This window comes from Burkholderia sp. DN3021 (assembly GCF_049805555.1).
In the GTDB taxonomy this organism is placed as follows: domain Bacteria; phylum Pseudomonadota; class Gammaproteobacteria; order Burkholderiales; family Burkholderiaceae; genus Burkholderia; species Burkholderia pyrrocinia_C.
Genome location: NZ_JBNCAB010000013.1, coordinates 1 through 19,786 on the forward strand (window position 1 = coordinate 1; position 19,786 = coordinate 19,786).

The 19,786-nt window shown below is 62.9% G+C and carries 13 protein-coding genes; 6 read left to right on the forward strand and 7 right to left on the reverse strand.

What is annotated here, in order from left to right; translation table 11 throughout:
• Positions 1-5: 5 nt before the first annotated feature.
• The 6 genes from ACPUER_RS09320 (at position 6) to sctC (ending at position 7,354) form a co-directional block, all read left to right on the forward strand.
• Positions 6-1,568 (forward strand): GspE/PulE family protein, encoded by a 1,563-nt coding sequence (locus ACPUER_RS09320; RefSeq protein WP_425130966.1) that lies wholly within the window; start codon positions 6-8, stop codon positions 1,566-1,568.
• Positions 1,558-2,634: a type II secretion system F family protein gene (locus tag ACPUER_RS09325; protein WP_425130917.1), complete on the forward strand. Its 1,077-nt coding sequence runs from the start codon at positions 1,558-1,560 to the stop codon at positions 2,632-2,634. The genes ACPUER_RS09320 and ACPUER_RS09325 overlap by 11 nt, the downstream gene beginning before the upstream one ends.
• A gap of 32 nt (positions 2,635-2,666) precedes the next feature.
• Positions 2,667-3,218 (forward strand): type 4 pilus major pilin, encoded by a 552-nt coding sequence (locus ACPUER_RS09330; protein ID WP_425130918.1) that lies wholly within the window; start codon positions 2,667-2,669, stop codon positions 3,216-3,218.
• A 36-nt stretch (positions 3,219-3,254) separates the two neighbouring features.
• Positions 3,255-3,734 carry a type IV pilus biogenesis protein PilM gene (pilM, locus tag ACPUER_RS09335; RefSeq protein ID WP_072436839.1) on the forward strand — a complete coding sequence of 160 codons (480 nt, stop codon included), beginning with the start codon at positions 3,255-3,257 and terminating at the stop codon, positions 3,732-3,734.
• Positions 3,734-5,416 (forward strand): type II secretion system protein, encoded by a 1,683-nt coding sequence (locus ACPUER_RS09340; RefSeq protein WP_425130919.1) that lies wholly within the window; start codon positions 3,734-3,736, stop codon positions 5,414-5,416. The genes pilM and ACPUER_RS09340 overlap by 1 nt, the downstream gene beginning before the upstream one ends.
• A 117-nt stretch (positions 5,417-5,533) precedes the next feature.
• Positions 5,534-7,354: a type III secretion system outer membrane ring subunit SctC gene (sctC, locus tag ACPUER_RS09345; protein WP_425130920.1), complete on the forward strand. Its 1,821-nt coding sequence runs from the start codon at positions 5,534-5,536 to the stop codon at positions 7,352-7,354.
• 72 nt (positions 7,355-7,426) lie between these two features.
• Here sctC and ACPUER_RS09350 read toward each other — a convergent pair whose 3' ends face one another.
• The 7 genes from ACPUER_RS09350 to tssH all read right to left on the reverse strand — a co-directional run bounded on the left by ACPUER_RS09350 (position 7,427) and on the right by tssH (position 19,774).
• The gene (locus ACPUER_RS09350; RefSeq protein WP_208457402.1) at positions 7,427-7,567 is read right to left on the reverse strand and encodes a hypothetical protein; all 141 of its coding nucleotides are present in this window, start codon (positions 7,565-7,567) and stop codon (positions 7,427-7,429) included.
• Between the two features lie 295 nt (positions 7,568-7,862).
• Positions 7,863-8,360: an Imm6 family immunity protein gene (locus ACPUER_RS09355; protein ID WP_425130921.1), complete on the reverse strand. Its 498-nt coding sequence runs from the start codon at positions 8,358-8,360 to the stop codon at positions 7,863-7,865.
• A gap of 10 nt (positions 8,361-8,370) precedes the next feature.
• On the reverse strand, positions 8,371-12,861 hold the full coding sequence (locus ACPUER_RS09360) for an RHS repeat-associated core domain-containing protein (RefSeq protein WP_425130922.1): 4,491 nt from the start codon (positions 12,859-12,861) through the stop codon (positions 8,371-8,373).
• Positions 12,858-14,156: a hypothetical protein gene (locus tag ACPUER_RS09365; protein WP_425130923.1), complete on the reverse strand. Its 1,299-nt coding sequence runs from the start codon at positions 14,154-14,156 to the stop codon at positions 12,858-12,860. Before ACPUER_RS09365 ends, ACPUER_RS09360 begins: the two co-directional genes overlap by 4 nt.
• Positions 14,157-14,173: 17 nt before the next feature.
• Positions 14,174-14,797, reverse strand: coding sequence for a hypothetical protein (locus ACPUER_RS09370; protein ID WP_425130924.1), 624 nt, complete (start codon positions 14,795-14,797; stop codon positions 14,174-14,176).
• Positions 14,798-14,852: 55 nt separating this feature from the next.
• Entirely contained in the window at positions 14,853-17,126 is a 2,274-nt protein-coding gene (tssI, locus tag ACPUER_RS09375; protein ID WP_425130925.1) for a type VI secretion system tip protein TssI/VgrG, read from the reverse strand.
• The gene (tssH, locus tag ACPUER_RS09380) at positions 17,123-19,774 is read right to left on the reverse strand and encodes a type VI secretion system ATPase TssH (RefSeq protein WP_425130926.1); all 2,652 of its coding nucleotides are present in this window, start codon (positions 19,772-19,774) and stop codon (positions 17,123-17,125) included. Before tssH ends, tssI begins: the two co-directional genes overlap by 4 nt.
• Positions 19,775-19,786: the final 12 nt, after the last annotated feature.

Consider the following 19,786-nt stretch of genomic DNA (forward strand, 5'->3'; position numbering starts at 1 on the left):
CGCCGCTGCCCGCCAGCGGCGATGCCGCGCCGCCGCGCGGCCCGCGCGCCGTCAGCGAAGCGGGCGACTTCGCCGCGAGCGTCGAGGAACGCAAGTTCGTCTGCCTGTTCGACGACGGGCGTCTCCTGATTGCAGACGGCCACGAGATGAATCCGTTCGTGCTGTCGTATCGCGCGCGGCTTGACCGGATGGGCCGGCCGTACCGGCCGACGCCCGCGACGCTGATGCAGGTGCGCGAGGCGTACCGGCAGAACGCCGCGGGCGGCGGCGAGCGGCTCGATCACACGGTGATGCAGGTGCTCGCGAAGGAGCTGATCGGCCGCGCGTGCCGCGAGCGCGCATCGGACATCCATATCCGCGTGCGCCGCTTCAGCACCGAGGTCTACTTCCGGATCCACAACGAGCTCATGCGCGTGAACGAGCACACGCGCGAGCACGGCGAGCGGTTGCTCGCGACGCTGTACGGCGCGATGACGACCGTGTCGGACAACAGCTACCGGCCGAGCGAACGTCAGGACGCGAGCATTGGCGACCGCGACAAGCTGCCGGACGATCTGTACGGCGTGCGGATCGCGACGACGCCGACCAACGAAGGCAGCCTGATGGTGCTGCGGCTCCTGTACAACGATGCAGGCGACGCGACCGATCTCGCGGCGCTCGGCTTCGCGCCCGAGCACGTCGCGGCGTTCCGTGCGCTACGCGCACAGCCGCACGGGATGAACATCATCAGCGGCCCGACGGGTTCCGGCAAATCGACGACGCTGCAGCGGATGCTCGCCGCGCAGATCGACGAGTCGCGCGGCAGCCTGCACGTGATCACGGTCGAGGACCCGATCGAATATCCGATCGACGGCGCGGTACAGACGCCCGTCGCGAACGCGCCGACCGAGGACGCGCGCGCGCTCGCGTTCGCGGCGGCGATCACGAACGCGATGCGGCTCGATCCGGACACGATCATGATCGGCGAGGTCCGCGACCGCGCGTCCGGGCAGACGGCGCTGCGCGCGTCGATGACGGGCCACCAGGTGTGGACGACGGTGCACGCGAACAGCGCACTCGCAATCGCCGACCGCCTGATCGATCTCGGCCTGCACGCGCGGATGGTCACCGATCACACGGTGATCTCCGGGCTCATCAGCCAGCGTCTCGTGAAGCTGCTGTGTCCGCATTGCAAGCTGCGGCTCGTCGATCATCCGGACCGGATCGAGCCGGGCCTGTTTGCGCGGCTGCGGCTCGCGCTCGACAGCCGGATGCACGACGTGTGCATCGCAGGCGACGGCTGCGAGCACTGCCGCACGGTCGGCACGATCGGCCGCACCGTCGTCGCCGAAGTGATCCTGCCCGATGCGCGGCTGTTCGAATTCCTGCGCGACGGCGACAAGGTCGGCGCGCTCGAGTACTGGACCGGCACGCGCGGCGGGATGACGCTTGGCGAGCACGCGCTGCGCAAGGTCGCGGCGGGGCTCGTCGATCCGCGCGGCGTCGAGCGCGTCGTCGGCACGCTCGCGCCGGTTGCGGGCGAAGCGCGACAGCAACTGTCGCTCGTCGGATTCAGCTATGGCACTTGAGCTGAATCGCCGCTGGGCGAAGTTCTGCCTGAATGCCGACGAGCGGCTGCGCGTCTACCGGAAGATCGCGAAGATGCTCGGCAACGGGCTGCCGCTCCTCAAGGTGCTGGAGGAACTCGAATGGCGCGCGTCGCGCGAAGGGCGCAAGCCGCGCGAGCCGCTCGCGATCGTGCTGTCCGACTGGCGGCTCGCCGTGCAGAACGGCCGGATGCTGTCGGAGGCGATGGAGGCATGGGTACCCGCGACGGAGCAGATGATCGTCGCGGCGGGCGAGCAGGCGGGGCGCATCGAGGACGCGCTCGTATCGGTTGCCGACATCGTGCAGTCGAGCCGCAAGATCCGCCGCGCGGTCACGGGCGGCGTAGCGTATCCGGTCGGGCTCGTCGTGATGGTGATCGGCTATCTGTACCTGTTCGGCACGCACGTGATCCCGAAGTTCGCGCTGATCGCCGATCCGACGCACTGGCGCGGCGCCGCTCGCTCGCTGTACCTGATGTCGCTGTTCGTGCAGGGCTGGATGTTCGTCGTCGTCGCGGCGCTCGTCGCGGTGCTCGCCGCGCTCGCGTGGTCGCTGCCGCGCTGGCGTGGGCCGCTGCGCATCTATGCGGATCGCGTGCCGCCTTATTCGATCTACCGGCTCGTCACGGGCAGCGGCTTCCTGATCGCGTTCTCGGCGCTGCAGGCGTCGGGCGTCACGGTCGAGAGGGCGCTGCTCAAGATCGGCGCGGTCGCGGAGCCGTGGCTGCGCGAGCGGATCGACGACACGCTGGTCGGCGTGAAGTCGGGCCTCAACGCCGGCGAGGCGCTGCTCAACGCCGGTTATCAGTTTCCGTCGCGCGAGATCGTCGAGGATTTGTGCATCTACGCCGAATACGGCGGCTTCGACGCGGCACTCAAGATGCTCGCCGATGAATGGCTCGAAGAGGGCGTCGCGCGGATTACCGCGCAGATGCGCGTGCTGAACGGCGTCGCGATCGTCGCGCTCGCGATGGTGATCGGCTGGCTCGTGACGGGCTTCTTCGGCATCCAGCAGGAAATCGCCACGATGACGCGCGCGATGCATTGACGTCGCGCATTTTCAATTCAGGAGAACACACTATGAAACCACTCGCCAACCCTCCCGCCTATCGACATGCACCGGCGTTCTGCCGGAGGCACCGCAAGGAGCGCGGTGCGTCGCTGCTCGAGAGCATCGCGTATCTGGGCGTCGCAGCGATCGTGATCGTCGGCGCGATCGCGCTGCTCGGGTCGGCGTTCTCGAGCGCGAATACGAATCGGCTGACTGAGGATCTGAATGCGATTCAGACGGGCACAAAAAAGCTTTACATGGGGCAGGTGAACAACTATGGCTCGGATTCGATGAACGCGAATTTGAGTGCGGCGAAGGTGTTTCCGGGGACGCTGACACCGGACGGCAACGGCGGTGTTTCGAATACGTGGGGAGGGACTGTGACCGTGACCGGTGCGAACCAGACTTTCACAGTCACTTACACGCAGGTGCCGAGAGAAGTCTGCGTCAACACGTTGACGGCCGGCGGAAACTGGAAATCGGCGAAGATTGGCCAAAAGTCCGTCGATTATCCAGTCTCGCCGAGCGACGCGACGGGCGCTTGCACCGATGACGCCACCATTATCTGGACGTCGAACTGACGCCACCAGACTCATTCGTCATCACCCACTTCACTTATGTACGCCCTCGCCGCCGCACTGGCCTTCGCATCGATCGCCGCTGTCTATGCGACGCTGCAAGACCCGTCCGCCATTCCCGCGCTGCAACCGGCGCGCACCGCGCAGGCGCTCGCCGAAAACCTCGCCATCTACCGGCAGGCGACGCTCGACTACGCGCGCGTGCATCCCGGCACGCGCGGCGCGGTGCCGAATACGCGGCTGCCGTTTCCGACGTGGTATCCGGGCGCGAACCCGCTATGGCGCAACTACGTCATGGACGGCACCGTTGTCGCGTATGCGTCGGCGGCGCCGTCCGTCAATATCACCGGCGAAATCACGACGCTCGCCGACGGTTCGCTGTTCGCGGGCGTCGCGTATCGCAATGCGGTCGTGCGCCCCGGCAACGCGAATCCGAACGCGCCGGTGAGCGGCGTGCCGCTGCCAGCCGGGTTGAAGATTGCGAACGGCATGCCGGTCTGGATGGGGCAAGCGTACTGATGCATTTCAAGTCTTCCCGTCGCCGCGCGCGCGGCATCGCGCTGATCGAGGTGCTCGGCGCGCTGGCGATCGCTGCAGTGATGCTCGCCGGCATCGCGATGATGATGGATTCGTCGCTGGACGACGTGCGTGCGGAGCAGGCCGCGCAATACCAGGCGCAGGTGACGGCCGCCGCCACGCGGGCGTTGAAGCGCGATTACGATACCTGGCTGCAGCGCGCGAACAAGCAAACGCCCATCGTGATGAAGCTTGCCGATCTGCAGGCGACGAATGATCTGCCTGCAGCACTTCGGCCAACGAATGCATACGGCCAGAACACGTGCGTACTCGTCAAGCGGAGCGCGCTCGGCACCGGGCTCGACGCGCTGGTCGTGACGACCGGCGGCGAGACGATCGGCGACAAGGAACTCGGGCTCGTCGCCGCGAGTGCGGGGCCGGGCGGCGGTTCGATCAGCAGGGCGTTTCCGAATGAAGTGCGCGGCGCATTCGACGCGTGGCGGATGCCGCTCGGCACGTTTCTCGGCGGCAGCTCGCCAACCTGCGGTCCGAACGGCGCCACGCCGCCGAATGTGGGACACCTCGCGAACGAGATCTTCTTCAACGGCCCGGGCCAGCAGATCAACAGCGATTACCTGTACCGCGTTGGCGTCGGCGGCCATCCGGAGGCGAACGCGATGCAGGTGCCGATCTGGCTCACGCACACGTTCACGGACGGCAACCCCGACGCGGCGAACTGCGGAACGGCCGGCAACTTCACGAACGGCAAGCTTGGCGCGGACGCACTCGGCAATCTGCTGAGCTGCAAGAGTGGCGTGTGGCGCGGCGCGGGCGGTCACTGGAAGGATCCTGTCAAAAGGACCAACGATCTGCCCACCGATGCATCGAACGAAGTCGGCGACGTGCGCCTCACGCTCGACACATTCCGCGCCTATGCGTGGACGGGCGCCGCCTGGCAGGCACTCGCGGTCGATCAGAACGACAACCTGATCGTGCCCGGTGTCGTCTCCGCGAACCAGTACGAGATTACCGGGCGCGTCGTCGTCAACACGCCGTGCGCGCCCGGTAACGATCGTCCAACTGCCGGCCTCATATCGATGGGCCAGGACGGACAAGTGTTGTCATGCCAGGACGGCAAGTGGCTGCCGCAGTCAGGGATCAAGATCGGCGGCACCGAAACGGCATGCGCGATCCTGATGGAGACGCCTGGCGCGAGTGATTTTTCGTGCGGGTTCACCTACCGTGGCGGGTATCCGAATCCGCCGCTCATCACCTACGAACGGGACGGCACGTACACGTACACGATCGACCGGCCGGTGAAGCTCGACAACAACGGGCTGATCGCGGTGAGCGCATACATGCACATGAGCTATGCGACCTGCGACCTGAAGGGACGGGAAGGGCAGATGCGCCTGGTCGTCGAAGTCATCGACCGTCAGGGCGACAAGGTGATCGCGCACAACGAGGCGCAGTCGCCGAAATTGCGCGAAGACGCCGCGACGATCAACGTCACGCTGAACGTGGCCGCCGAGCCGCGCAGCGGATACACGGTCAGGCTTTCGAGCAAATGGGCGACGTACGACAGCTACGCGAAGACGCCGTGGACGTCCTCTTATTGCGGCGGCGGCCAGACCTTCCTCCAGACGCCGCTCGCAACCGGCTGGACCATCAATTCGTTCTATTGAACGGACCTTCGCCGCGCGCGGCCGCCGCCGCGGCCGGATGCGGTTAACTGCACGGGTCTCCCATTCGCGGCGCGCGCCTGTCCGACCGACGGCCGCGCGTCCTCACCGGACGGACCCATGAAGGCCAAGATTTCCATTTTGCTGTCCCTGATGTGCTCGCTTGCGAGCCTTTCCGTCGATGCCGCGCCGATCCGCTGGCGCAGCACCGAAATCCAGTACGCGGCGGAAGGCAAGGACGTGAAGGACGTCCTGCGCGACCTCTCCGCGAGCCAGAACATCGCGGCGAACGTCGCGCCCGGCGTGAGCGGCGCCGTCAGCGGCAAGATGAAGATGTCGCCTCAGCGCTTCCTCGACACGCTCTCCGCGTCGTTCGGCTTCGTCTGGTACTACGACGGCACCGTGCTGTACGTGACGCCCGCGAGCGACATGAAGAGCACGCTCGTCAAGCTCGATCACGCGAACATGGGCGACCTGCGGGACCTGCTCGAGCAGATGAAGGTCGCCGATCCGCGCTATCCGGTCACCTACAACGCGCAGCAGCGCACCGCGCTCGTCGCGGGGCCGCCGCGCTACGTCGAGCTCGTGACGAGCGTCGCCGCGCGGCTCGACGAGAATTCCGCGCGCACGGGCGGCACGACGATCCGCGTGTTCTCGCTGAAGCACGCGTGGGCCGCCGACCGCGACGTCAACGTCGACGGCACGACGGTGACGATGCCGGGCGTCGCGTCGCTGCTGAACCGGATGTATCACCCGGGCGACGGCAAGCGCGCGTCGCAGACGACCGTCGGCAAGCCGATCAGCCGCGCTGCACCGATGACGGATCTCGGCGGCGGGCGCGGCGGCGTGCCGCAATTGCCGCCGCTGCCGCCGTACATGCAGGGCGCGCAGTCGGGCGATGGCGCGGGCATGCCGGCCGGCGGCCTCGGCGGTCAGGGCGGCGATCCGCGTCCGAGCGGCATGGTTGCCGCCGCGATCGCCAATCCGGGCGCGGCGCGCGTGTCGGGCGCCGGCTGGCCCGACGCGAGCGGCGGTGCGAACGGCGTACCGGTGGGCGCGAGCGATTCGACCGACCTGCCGGTGATCCAGGCCGATCCGCGCACGAACTCGATTCTCGTGCGCGACGTGCCGGAACACATGGCGCAGTATCCGGACCTGATCGCGCTCCTCGACGTGAAGCCGCGCTTGATCGAGATCGAGGCGCGCATCATCCAGATCGACGAAGGCGCGCTCAAGCAGCTCGGCGTCGACTGGCGCGCGCACAACAGCCATATCGATCTGCAGACGGGCACGGGGCTCACGTCGCAGAACTCGTATGCGAACGGTTCGCTGAATCCGACATTCGGTTCGATCACGCTGCCTGGCAACGATTCGGTTGGCCTGCCGGCGAGCCCGCTCGGTTTGTCGCTGACGGCCGTGCTCGGCGACGCGGGCCGCTATCTGCTCGCGCGGATCAACGCGCTCGAATCGTCGAACCAGGCGCGCACCGACGCGAGCCCGAAAGTCACGACGCTCGACAACGTCGAAGCGGTGATGGACAACAAGAAGCAGTTCTTCGTGCGCGTCGCGGGCTACACGTCGGCCGACCTGTACAGCATCTCGACGGGCGTGTCGCTGCGCGTGCTGCCGATGGTCGTCGAGGAGGGCGGGCGCACGCAGATCAAGCTCGACGTGCGGATCGTCGACGGCGAGCTGTCGCAGCAAACGGTCGACAACATTCCGGTGATCGTATCGAACGAGATCAGCACGCAGGCGTTCATCGAGCAGGGGCAGGCGTTGCTGATCGCCGGCTACAAGGTGGATGCGCGCTCGAGCACGCAATCGGGCATACCGGTGCTGTCGAAGCTGCCGCTCGTCGGCGCGCTGTTCCGCTCGACCGACAGGCAGGACGGCCATAGTGAGCGGCTCTTTCTCGTGACGCCGCGTGTGATCGAGCCTTGAACGGGCGGCGGCCGGCTGCTTCGTGGCGGTCGGCGAGCGTGCGCGTGGGCGGGGTGCCGGCGCGCAATGCGTTCACCGGTCGATCTGCCGGACCGTCAGGCCCAGCCGTTCGGCCGCGCGGCCAGGCTTCAGGCCCAAATCCACTACAGCCTGGATTACCTTCAGACGGTCGAGTTCTCGCATGTTCAATGTCACCAGTGCTGTTCGGTGCATCGCAGGCTCCATGATCTGACGGGGAGCCGGCAAGCTTACCGAGGTCCAAACACGACATTTCTAAAAAGCTACTACACCATGAAAGTTCGATAATTCACGTTATGTAAAATAAGATGTGCGCGTTACGATTGCTCGTCACGTCTCGAGATTCCTCGACTGATGCATGGTTTTGCTTGAAGCGAGCCAATCGTCGTGGATCACTCGTCCCGATGATCACCTTCTGTGCCTGGGCTTACATCGATTCGGGCGTTGAGGAAGGCGGCGAAACTTGGCATCCGAAAAACTTTAGGTCTGATCAAGCACTCGTAAGATCCGACCTTGCAAGCGGACGCCCAAATTGTCCAGCCTCTGATGCAGTTTGATCGATTAGATACCATCCGACCTGGGCCACGCGTGCTTGGTCTTCTGGGTTGAGTAGATCCGTCATGTCCATCAAGCAGTCGAACTCATCATCTCCAAAATTATCAACACTTTCTGATGGGGGGGCATTGGCCTCATTGCAACTGTAATTTGCAGCAATTCCGATCGATAAGTATGATGCAATCATTGCGTTTCGCTCTGCGGTATTTTCTACATAAAGCGTTGATCGATATGGCAAACATATATCCCCATCGATGTAATTGCAGATCGTCTCCGAGTCCACCATTTTGCCCTCTACCCACGCCCACCCTATTTCGATGCCGTTTTTCGCAAGAAGGCGATCCTCCTCTGAAATTTTAGAGTTTTTCAAAAAAACCTCTGCTATTAGAAGGCATAAAGCGGCCTCTGCTCTCGAAGAAAGATCGCGGGTCATATCTGTTCTCCTAGCTTAAAATCTTCCCGCCCAAGACGGTGATTGTTTTTCCTGGGTGTCCGTCTGTTTCGAATATAAATTTCACATTCGGAACCTTTTGACTCAACTGCTTTACCACACCTACATTCTTTCCGGAAGACCGAAGATCAAGCAAGCATATGCTGCAACAGCCTACTGGAGATGCATTCATAAGAAGTCTCGCGGTTCCGATAGGGTCGTGAAAAATTCCGTTTTTATCTTCAGTATATCCGACTTCTTTTAGAGCGGCAATGAATTGATTCCCAAACTCCTCTTCTGCATGCTCCTTAAATGGGTGGCTGTAAGGTGAGTGGATGGGGCCAGGCGTCGTCGTCATGCCGAGTGCACGGCGAACTCGAGGTGACCAAACTTCAAATACCCAACGCTGCAAGCCAGGCACATCTGAAATTGCCTCAAAACCCGGTACGTCAGATACTCCTACGCCTGCAGTCCTTATTTCCTTGTTTATTTTGCGCTTGAGTCTGTCTCTCAGTGCCTGGAGACCACGCTCCAGATCGACAGGTGGTTTAGTCTTTGGGGTTTCGGCCTCGGGATCAGGGATTGAGTCGTGTGTTCCACAGGACTCCTTCAAACCCAGTACGTCGACCACTACCACAGGGTTCGTTGGATATGCGTAGAGATTGATTCCGCCTGATTGGCCGATGGGATCCGATTGCAAGTAACGACCGAACTCAGGACAGTATGAGCGAAATCGGTTGTAGTGCAATCCCGTCACGGCGTCGAAATAGTGGCCAGGAAACCGAAGGTTGTAATCGACCGAATTTCCTTCGGCCACCTGCACCTTTCCGTATGGATCGATGTCTGCCGCAACCCAAGCCACAGATCCCGAGCAGTCTTCGATCCATTGCGGTAGCCCCACCTGGTTGGAGCAAACAAGGTACGCTAAGCCCTCGTCGGGAGGTGCATCGGCCGATGGATAGTCGATGAAGAGAAACGGTACGAGAGACGATTCGTTCGGATAGATGTAGAGTCGCAACGATCCATTGATTCCGAGTTCGGCGGCAAGCCTGTCGCCATCCCAGTAGTAATTTGTTTTCTTCCCGTCATATTCTTGACGAATACGCCGACACAAACCATCATAGCTCGCTGTCCATTCTTCAGACCGATCGCTCCAGCTAACCTTCGTTAGAAGGTCCTTACTGTTGTATTTGTACGTAGTGCGAATACCACTAATGCTAGTGAATTCAGTGAGATGATTTCGTCTGCTATAGCGAAAAGTACCTACGGACGAACTGGCCAGTCTGTTCCCTTCGCAGTAACGCATCCATGGTACTGCCGGCGTCGATAACAAGTTGCCGCCGCGGTCGTATTCGTACTTCCTTACAGGCCAGTCGTTGTGGTATTCCCCAATCAGCCGGTGAGCTGCATCGTACTGATATTCCTTCGTGTCACCAATATCGCTTATAACTCTGCGTAACTCCCCGGTAGCACTATATTTGTATCGAACACAGCGAGCCTGCTCTTCACGTTGCCGGATCCATACGATTTGTCCAATGCATCGTTTCGCGCCGTCGAAACCACTTAGGATGGTCGTGCCGTTTGCGGCTTCGAGCAGCACTTTTTTATCCGCACTCCATTGCAATCGGTGGCAGTGCCCTTCTGGTGTATGAATTCTTACTTCACTGGGACTAACGGTTTCGTAGCGCACGGTAAAGCGCCCGAAGTAAGTCGTGCGTGTTAGGTGCTCACCTGAAAATGCATGCTCCACACCTAAGCCGGATCGCTTATCGCTAGTGCGTCGATTCGTGAGGTCATACGTTAATGTGACATCATCCGTTTCGGTTGAGGCCCTGATCGTATTTCCTCGTGTGTCGTAGTCGTAGGTATGAGTCTCCCCGCTGGCGAGTATTCTCCGGCGGTACAGGCCATTGTTTCCGGCCTCGTATCTGATCAATAGGTTGCCAGTGCCATCGCGTTTTTCGGTCAACAGGTTTGCTGCGTCATAGGTGTATGTTTCACGCACGACACCGTGACGTACGACGCTTGTGATTCGCCCCTTATGATCGTACGCGTACAGACTTTCGTTTCCATTGGGATCAACGATTGCCTCAATCTGTTCCTTGGATGTGTAGCGATGACGAGTTACATTGCCTAAGGGATCCGTCTCAGCCACTGGGATGTTCCACGATGCAATTTCGTAGCTGTAGTCATGTCCATCTCCATCTCGCCAAGCTATAACATTTCCCACTGCATCGCGATGGAAGAGTTCCGTGTGACCGTCTTTCCCCGTGCGTTCGACGATTCGCCCGGCAGCATCGCGCTTTTCGACAGGTCCGGCCGTCGTCGTGACGACATGGCCAAACACTGTCGCCGCGACAGTCTCAATTTGAGGGGGAAGCAATATTTCACTGACTGCGCCTGGTAAATCGATTTCTCCCCAGAGCAAGTCCATAGGCGCGCCAGGCACGGTATGAAGAGGTCGGTCTGGCAGAATCGGTGTCACGTCTTTTATCGGCCAGAGGTTGCCCCATCTGTCCATGCGCCCAGTGTTACGCCCACTTCCGTCGTAGAGCCACCGGATGATTCGCGCGCTCGAATCTATTTCGCTCTCTATGCGTCCATCCGCGCCAAGCACGTATTCTGCGGCGTCGCCAAAAGGATCGACAACGCGGGTAATCGTTCGTGCCTCGTTGTAAAGCACGGTCCATTTGCCTGAATCGGCTTCGGTGACGATCGTCCGTCCCGGGTAGTACTGGAGTTGTATGTGCCATAGGCCGTCCTGTCCCCGGCTTTCTACGCAGCGCCCTTCTGAGTCATAGCGGTAGAAGAACGAATAGTCGTTCGCATTGGCAAGTTGCACCATGCGCCGCTGGACATCGTATTTACAGGCCGATAACGCGTCGAGCGCATTGCGATGGCCTATTAGGCAACCCTTCAAATCGTATTCATACCGAGAGATCGGGGCATCGCGCCCGTCTACGTTCGTCAGTACAACCTCGACGATTCGCCCAAACTGGTCGTACCGCAGCGCGATCAAACGGCGAATCTGACCACTTCGATCGAACTGCGTGATCTTTCCGATGCGGTCGTTGGGATGCCAATGCAGACGGCTGCGTATGCCGTTACGCATGTGGCTAACGCAACGAGCTATCGAATTGGATCTTTCGTCACGCTCGAATTCAGCGTCGCCTTCGACGCCATGGTGTACGATGAATTGCAGACTGTTCTGCTGCCCGAGTACGTAGCCCTGACAAGATCCACCGTAAGTGCCATCCTCGAGCCTGGGGAACGTGTACTCCGTACCTCGTGGATCGATATACACTGCGCGTGTCCGGAGCAACTGCAACTCATGCTGCCATGTATGCCGGAATCCATACCCCATCACTCCGTCGCGGTCGTGCCAACCACTGCTGTAATGACGCCCCCACCGGAATGGCACTACGTCATCGGTTTCGTAGTCCGTGAAATCGTTCTCGACCTCTCCAGTGACCGCGCTAACCGGCTCACCAAACATCTCACAGGCCAGTTTCTGCGCCCACTTCGGCAACTTCGGCCTTACCTTCTTCCCGATCCCATGCTTCGCCCCATGCCACATCATCTGCGAGTCCGGCATCGGAAACCCGCCGATCAGCACCGACGGATCACCCACGAGCAGCGTGCCCATACTCGGCTCGATACCCGGATCCTTGCCCATCAGATTGCTGAGCATCATGAACGCGAGATCCGCAGCCGTCTGCGCGGCCATCATCGCCGCCGCGGCGATCTCCCCTTGCGATACGTCATCGGCAGCAGTCGCCACCCCTGACGCCGGCCCGAGCGCCGCATTACCAGCTCGCCACGCCTTCCCCGCCCGCCCCAACAATTTGGCTCGCCCCGTCACCTGCGCCGCCTCACTCGCCACCTCCTCGCTTTTCTCTGCGGCGCTCGCCGCTTCGCCGCCAGACTTCCCCACATGCCCCATCGGATTGCAATGCCGTGTGATGTCGACACCCATGCGCGCGGCACGCATCCCGCCGATGAACGTATTGCTCGAACCCGTCTGAATATCGAAGTAAGGCGTCAACCCGCCACAAGTAGGAGCGATGCCGATGTCGAGTACGCGAGCCGCCGGAATCCCGCCGATCAACACGCTCAAACATCCGCTGCCGATCGTCGCGCCGACACTCGGCAGCGGAAAGCCATTGCTCGGCGGATGACTATGCGCATGGGGCGTGCCGAGATGAGGAACGCCGATGGTGGCCGCCGGCATCCCGGGCATCTTGTCGAGCAGCGGGATCTGCGCAATGCCGGTGTTGAGCAACTGAGACGGCATGCTCTGCAGCGACGCAAGTGAATTGACGGCCTCGCTGACGTGATGAACCACGCTGCCGTCCGACGAGAATGTCTGCTTGAACGGATCGAAAGTCGACTTGACCGTACCGAGCAGCGAATCGCACGCGGTGTCCGACTTCGATTCCGATTGCGCTGGATGGCTTTCGGCGGGCTCGGATGCGCGTGTCAAACGGTTTGCCGTTTCACTCATTGGCGCGCCCGTTCATATCCGGCCATCGGAGCATGTGTGATCGGCAGTGCGTCTCTACGCAGGCGAGCCATGTAGAGCGGGTCCTTTTCCAGCTCATACGCCCTCGCCTCGGTTTTCAGGCCGGCGTTTCCGTAAAGCGACACGAGCCGATCGAGAATGCTGATGCGTTGTCGTTCGCAGCCAAATTGCTCGCACAGCCCCTTCGCTGCAATCCAGCTTTTCGCGGCTTCCGCCGCCTTGCCGCACGCCAGCAGTGCGACACCGCCCTTCTCCATCGCCTCGATCTTCGTATGCACGAGCACCAGCCTGCCAGCCGCGCCGCTCGCGAGATCGAAATACACCGCCGCCTTCGCATGGTCACCGAGCGCGTTGCAGCAGCTACCCGTCGCCATCAGCGCATTGAGCACGACCAGCAGATTGCGGCCATCGAGCGCCGCCGGCAGAGCGCGCACGTACCAGTCCTTTGCATCCCGCGGCGACCCGTGGCGCAATGCCACATCGCCCAGGCCATGCAACGCGACTGCGCAACCCGTGGAATCCTTCCGCTCCGCATGAAACGCAAAGAGCGCGTAGTACTTGCGCTGCGCGTCGGGCAGCCTGCCGTGCGCAAGGTCGATTCCGGCGATCTGCATCAAGGCCCCCATGCGTTGCTCGATCGGATGCGCCGCATCGTTTGCGATGTCGACCAGATTGCGGGTCGACTTTTCCGACGAGAAATCGACCGGAAGAATCAACACATGCTCTGCTTTTTTCTCGCGAGCGAGCGGAATCAGGCAGGGCTGCTTCCGGTCATCGCGGATGCAGAACCGATGCCCTTCCATCCAGTCTTCAAAGCCGTTCAGTGCCAGGCATTGCAGAACGATCTTTGCGAAGCCGCCGAAGTCACCCATCGGCGAAGGCAACCATGCCCAAACGACTTTCACACCCTCCGGAACCAGCGTACGCGTATGAGCGACGGCGTCACGCAACCGTTGCGCAGGCGCGCGCCTCGGATCGGTACACGTCAGCGGCAACGGCGGCCAGCGTTCTTCACCACGCGCGACGCGCGCCGTGCTTTCATCGTCGATCTGACGAGCAAGCACCTCCATGCACGTCTGCAGATACGCGTCGGCCGAGTCGCAGGGAAACGGAAAGATCAGGAAAATCGCATCGCCAACACGTTCGTCGAGCGATTGCATCATTTTCAGAACCGGCACGAGGTCGTTGTCGGTTGCTTCGAGCAACAGCGTCGGATCGTCGGGCTGATCGATGAACGCTTCGATCGACGATTCGATGGCAGAGAATTCACGATGCATGACGTCGGTCCGCCTTCTCAGTTCAGACGAACGTACCGGCTGCGCACGACGGTGTCCGCTTCGGTCCGGATGTCGACACCACCTCGCCCGCCTTCCAGTTCGAGCGTCTGCGCGCTCAACCGCAACTTGCCGGCGACTTCGATGTTCACGTTCCGGTTCAGCAGCGTCACAACAGGTCCGTCAGGCGATGCACGCACCTGCAGTAGCGGGCAGCCCGACGCATCCGCTATCTGAACGCACTTGTCGGCTTCAAGCGAAAGCGCCATCGCGGGTTCGACAACCGGCTCGGCCGGTTCACCGTGCCCTTTCCGCGTCAGCAGCCCGGCGATCAGGTACTCGGGCCAGTTCGCTGGCGATTGCAGCAGCACGCGATCGCCAATGCGCGGCTTCACGCCGTCCACGCATTCGAGCCAGCGTTCGCACGTGGTGTCATCCTGCAATGTCCACTTCACGCGAATGAGTCCCATCGCGTCGGGATGGTGCGTATCGGTCACTTCGCCGATCAACGTCGATGATTCGCGGCGTTCGTCTGGCGGCGTGCGATCCGGCGTTGCATCATTGGCAAACAACCGGCGCAACGCCTCGACCGTTTCCGCTTCGAGAACTTCGTCGACCATCATCTGATCCGATTCGTTTTCCATCGAATGTCTCCCATGCTTCGAATGCAACCAGGCAACCAACAGGCGCCGGTCGAAGTCAATTGATGTGGGCAATCGTTCCCTGGATCGTCACGCCCGAACCGTCGAGCGTGATGGAGCCGCCACCGGTCGCCAGGACGATCTTCGTCGCATTGACATTGACGGTGCAGCTACTCTTGCCGTTGTCGATGTTGACCGTCGGCGCCTGAAGATTGGCTGTCGACTTGCCGGAAAGATTGAGATCGTTCTCGCCGTAAATCGTCACGCCCGGTGCATAGCCTGCAATGTTGACGCCCTTGCCGTATCCGGCGATGACCACACCGCCATCCTGGCCGCTGATCCCGACACCGGTATCGCTCGCGGTTCCGCCGATGGAGACGCCGATGTTGTTCTTGTTGATCGACACACCGCTTTTTCCTGCACCCATGTCGATGTATTTGCCGGCTGCCAATGAAGCGACTTTGTTAACGTCCACGGAATGGTCTCCGGCATTGACCTTTGTCACATACGACCCGGTACCGACGACATGCGTGCTGTCTCCCTTCACGAAAACGTCATGCGTGCCGGTTATCACCGCGAGGCTATGATTACCTTTCGCGACGGTATGCGAACTGTCGCCCTCGACGGATACGCTGCGATTCCCCCCCACCCCATGCGTCTCATCCACCCCGATCTGCGCGACCCGGTTCTTGCCGATATTCACCGTCTCGTTCTGCCCGACACTCCGTTGCCGGTTGTTCTTCACCTGCATCGTTTCGTCGTTGCCGACCGTATGCGTATGGTTGTTCCCGACGGAAAGCGTGTGATCGGCCTCCGTCTCCGCATCGAAATTCCGTTCCGCGTGCATCCAGAGTTGCTCCGCGCCCTTCTTGTCCTCGAACCGGAACGCATTCGCATGCTCGGTCGTCCCGCCCGGCGACGACCGCGACAGCAGCCCGCTCTGCGTCGCACTCCCCGGCAGCCCCCACGGCGGCATCTTCTCGCCGTTATAAACGCGTCCCGTCACGATCGGCTCATCCGGATCGCCGTTCAGGAAATCCACCACGACCTCATCGCCCACACGCGGAATCTGCACGCCTCCGAACCCGCCACCGGCCCACGGGCTCGACACACGCACCCAGCACGACGAATCCTGATTGCTCTGCCCATACCTGTCCCAGCGGAACTGCAACTTCACGCGCCCATACTGATCGGTCCAGATTTCCTCACCCGGCGGCCCGACGACAGTCGCCGTCTGCGGCCCGTTGGTGCGCGGCCGCGGCGTCTCACGCGGCGACCGGTAAGGCAGACTCGACGGCTGCACGAGCATCATCGTCTGATGCACCACAGCCTCCGCACCCTGATCGCTCGCATAAGCGTTCTCCTGAAAACGGTACTGACACCGCACGATCAGGTACTCGCGGTTCTGATCGGCCCGCGGGCAATGCGCGAGCGTGAACAGATACCCCGGCGCGGCACCGCGCACATCCGTATCGGCACTCGCACGCTCGTGCTCGGCCTGCTGCTCCTCGAGCCTTACGCGGCTGTAATGCGCGCCCGGCGCATCGTCGCGATAGCCGCCCGGCCATTCGAACGACGCGAAGCCGTCGTGATCATGCCCGCGCGGATCGACCTTCTGCGCCGAAAGATCGGCGCGCGGCTTCGTATAGTCGTAGTCGCTGGTCTGGTGCTTGCCGACGCTCACCTCCTGCGCAGGCAGCCAGCCGTCGATGTGCTCTTCGTCGGCGATCGCGGTGCGGTCGCGCGCGATGTACGGAATCGTCTCGTAGCCGGGCAGCGCCGTGTGCGACGACATCGCGTCGCTCAGCGTCAGCGTATGCGTGTCCTCGGCATGCCGGAACCAGTAATAGATGCCCTCGAACTCCATCAGCCGCGACACGAACGCGGCATCGGTCTCGTTGTACTGCACGCAGTACTCGCGCGGCACATACGATTCGGCGAGGTGGTTCTCGATCGGAAAGCCGTACGTCGACAGCACCTCCTGCACGATCTCGGGCACGGTCTTGTTCTGGAAGATCCGGCAATCGGAGCGGCGCGTCGCGAGCCACAGCCACGGGCGCACGACCAGCTCGTAGCCGTAGTACCGCTCGGCACGCCGGCCGGAAAGCGATGCGCGCGCAACGATGCCGTTCAGGTAGCGCGTCGACTGGTCCTGCTGTTCGATCCGGACGGTCACCGGCTTGCCGAGCATGTCCTTCAGCGACAGGCTGTGACTGTCCGCAAGCGCCTCGATCCGGAATTCGAACAGCCGGCCGAGTTCGTCGCTGCCGTCGAGCGTGTGGAATTTCAGGTCGTCGCCGTGCGGGCTGTCGAGGGTGAATACGCGATTCACGTCGTTGCCTCCTCGTCGAACCGGTAAGCGAATTCCCCATCGGCCGCGCTCACTTCGATCGACGACAGCGCGCGGCCTTCGAGCGTGGCCTGCAGGATCGCGCGGCTGATGCGCGGCATCACGGTGTGCGTGAGGATCGCGTCGACCATCCGGCCGCCGGATTCGATCGTCCTGCAGCGCTCGACGATCAGCGCGGTCGCCGCGTCGGTGCAGCGCAGCCGGATGCCGTGATGCGCGTCGATCCGCTTCTCGATCCGCCGCAACTGCAACGCGACGATCCGCGCGAGCGTCGCATCGGTGAGCGGGTAATACGGCACGACGGTCAGCCGACCGAGCAGCGCGGCCGGGAACACGTCGAGCAGCGGCGCGCGCAGCGCATCGGCAAGCGTCTGCGTGTCGGGCAGGTGCTCGGAGTCGCGGCAGAGCTGCATCACGCGATCGGCGCCGACGTTCGACGTCAGCAGGATCACGGTGTGCCGGAAATCGATGTCGCGCCCCTCGCCGTCCTCCATCCAGCCCTTGTCGAACACCTGGAAGAAAATCTCGTGCACGTCGCGGTGCGCCTTCTCGATCTCGTCGAGCAGCACGACGCTGTACGGCCGGCGGCGCACGGCTTCGGTGAGTACGCCGCCCTGCCCGTAGCCGACATAACCGGGCGGCGCGCCCTTCAGCGTCGATACGGTATGCGCTTCCTGGAACTCGCTCATGTTGATCGTGATCGCGTTGTGCTCGCCGCCGTACAGCGTGTCGGCCAGCGCGAGCGCGGTCTCGGTCTTGCCGACGCCGGACGGGCCGCACAGCAGGAACACGCCGTGCGGTTTCGTCGGGTCATCGAGCTTCGCGCGAGCGGTCTGGATCCGCTGCGCGATCAGTTCGACCGCATGCCGCTGGCCGACGACGCGTTCGCCGAGCGTATCGGCTAGCTTCAGCACGGCCTGCGTCTCGTCGCGCACCATCCGGCCGAGCGGAATGCCGGTCCAGTCGGCGACTACGGCCGCCACCGCGTGCGTGTCGACGGCGGGCAGCACGAGCGGCGCATCGCCCTGCACGTCGGCCAGCGCCTGTTGCGCGGTCGCGAGGTGCGCCTGGATTTCGGCGCGCGTGGCGGCATCGAGTTCGCGCGACGGATCGTCGTCGAGCAACGCGGCGCGTGATTCGACGATCGCCGCCAATGCGTTGCGTTCGGTTTGCCAGCGCACGTCGAGCTGGTCGAGCGCGGCTTGCGCGGCGGCAATGTCGGTGTCGATCGCGTCGCGTCGCGCGGCGTCGCCGGTGCCGAGCGCGCACTCGCGCGCGATCCGCTCCTGTTCGACGCGCAGGCTGTCGATGCGACGGCGCGCGTCCTCGATCGGCGCGGGCACCGCGTGCTGGCTGACGGCGACGCGCGCACAGGCCGTATCGAGCAGGCTGATCGCCTTGTCCGGCAACTGCCGGGCGGGGATATACCGGTGCGACAGCGTGACGGCGGCCTGCAGCGCGTCGTCGAGCACGAGCACGCGGTGATGGGCCTCGAGCTTCGCGGCCAGGCCGCGCAGCATCGTCAGCGCGGCCTCTTCTTCCGGCTCGAGCACGTGGACGAGCTGGAAGCGCCGCGTCAACGCGGGGTCCTTCTCGATGTACTGCTTGTACTCGGACCACGTGGTCGCGCCGACCGTGCGCAGCAGGCCGCGCGCGAGCGCGGGCTTCAGCAGGTTCGCGGCGTCGCCGGTGCCGGCCGCCCCGCCCGCGCCGACGAGCGTATGCACTTCATCGATGAACAGGATCGCCGGCCGCTCGGACGACATCGCTTCGTCGATCACGCCGCGCAGCCGGCTCTCGAACTCGCCTTTCACGCTCGCGCCGGCCTGCAGCAGCCCGATGTCGAGCAGGTACAGCGCGACGTCGCGCAGCGACGGCGGTACGTCGCCGGCGGCGATCCGCAGCGCGAAGCCTTCCGCGACGGCTGTCTTGCCGACACCGGCCTCGCCGACCAGCAGCGGGTTGTTCTGGCGGCGCCGCAGCAGGATGTCGACGATCTGGCGGATCTCGGCGTCGCGCCCGACGACGGGATCGATCTCGCCGGCCCGCGCGCGCTCGGTCAGGTCGACAGCGAAGCGCGCAAGCGCCGAGCCGTCGGCGGGCGCGGCGCGCAATGCGTTGCCAGCCTTCGTAGCCTGCGCGGCCGGTTGCGCCTCGGGCGAGCCGGCGACGATCGATTCGAGTTCGTCGGCGAGCAGATCAGGCACGATGCGCTCGAATTCGCGCGTGATCGCAATCAGCACGTTGCGCAACTGCGGCGTCTTCAGGATCGCGAGCAGCAGCACCGCGCCGCGAATCCGTGTCGCGTCGTACTTCAGCGTCGCATAGACCCACGCGCGTTCGACGGCGTCGTCGATGTGCACGGACAGGTCCGACACCGAGCCCGCGCCACGCGGCAGCCGGTCGAGCGCGGTGACCAGCGCGCGGTCGATCACATCCGTGTCGATGTCGAAGCGGCGCAGCACGCGCTGCAGGTCGCCGTCGGGCCGCTGCAGCATCTGCTTGAACCAGTGCGCGAGTTCGACGTACGGATTGCCGCGCAGCCGGCAGAACCCGGTCGCCTGCTCGAGCGTCTCGTAGAGGAACGGATTCAGTTTTCCGAACAGGTTGACGCGGCCGATATCGGACATGACGGCTCCCGT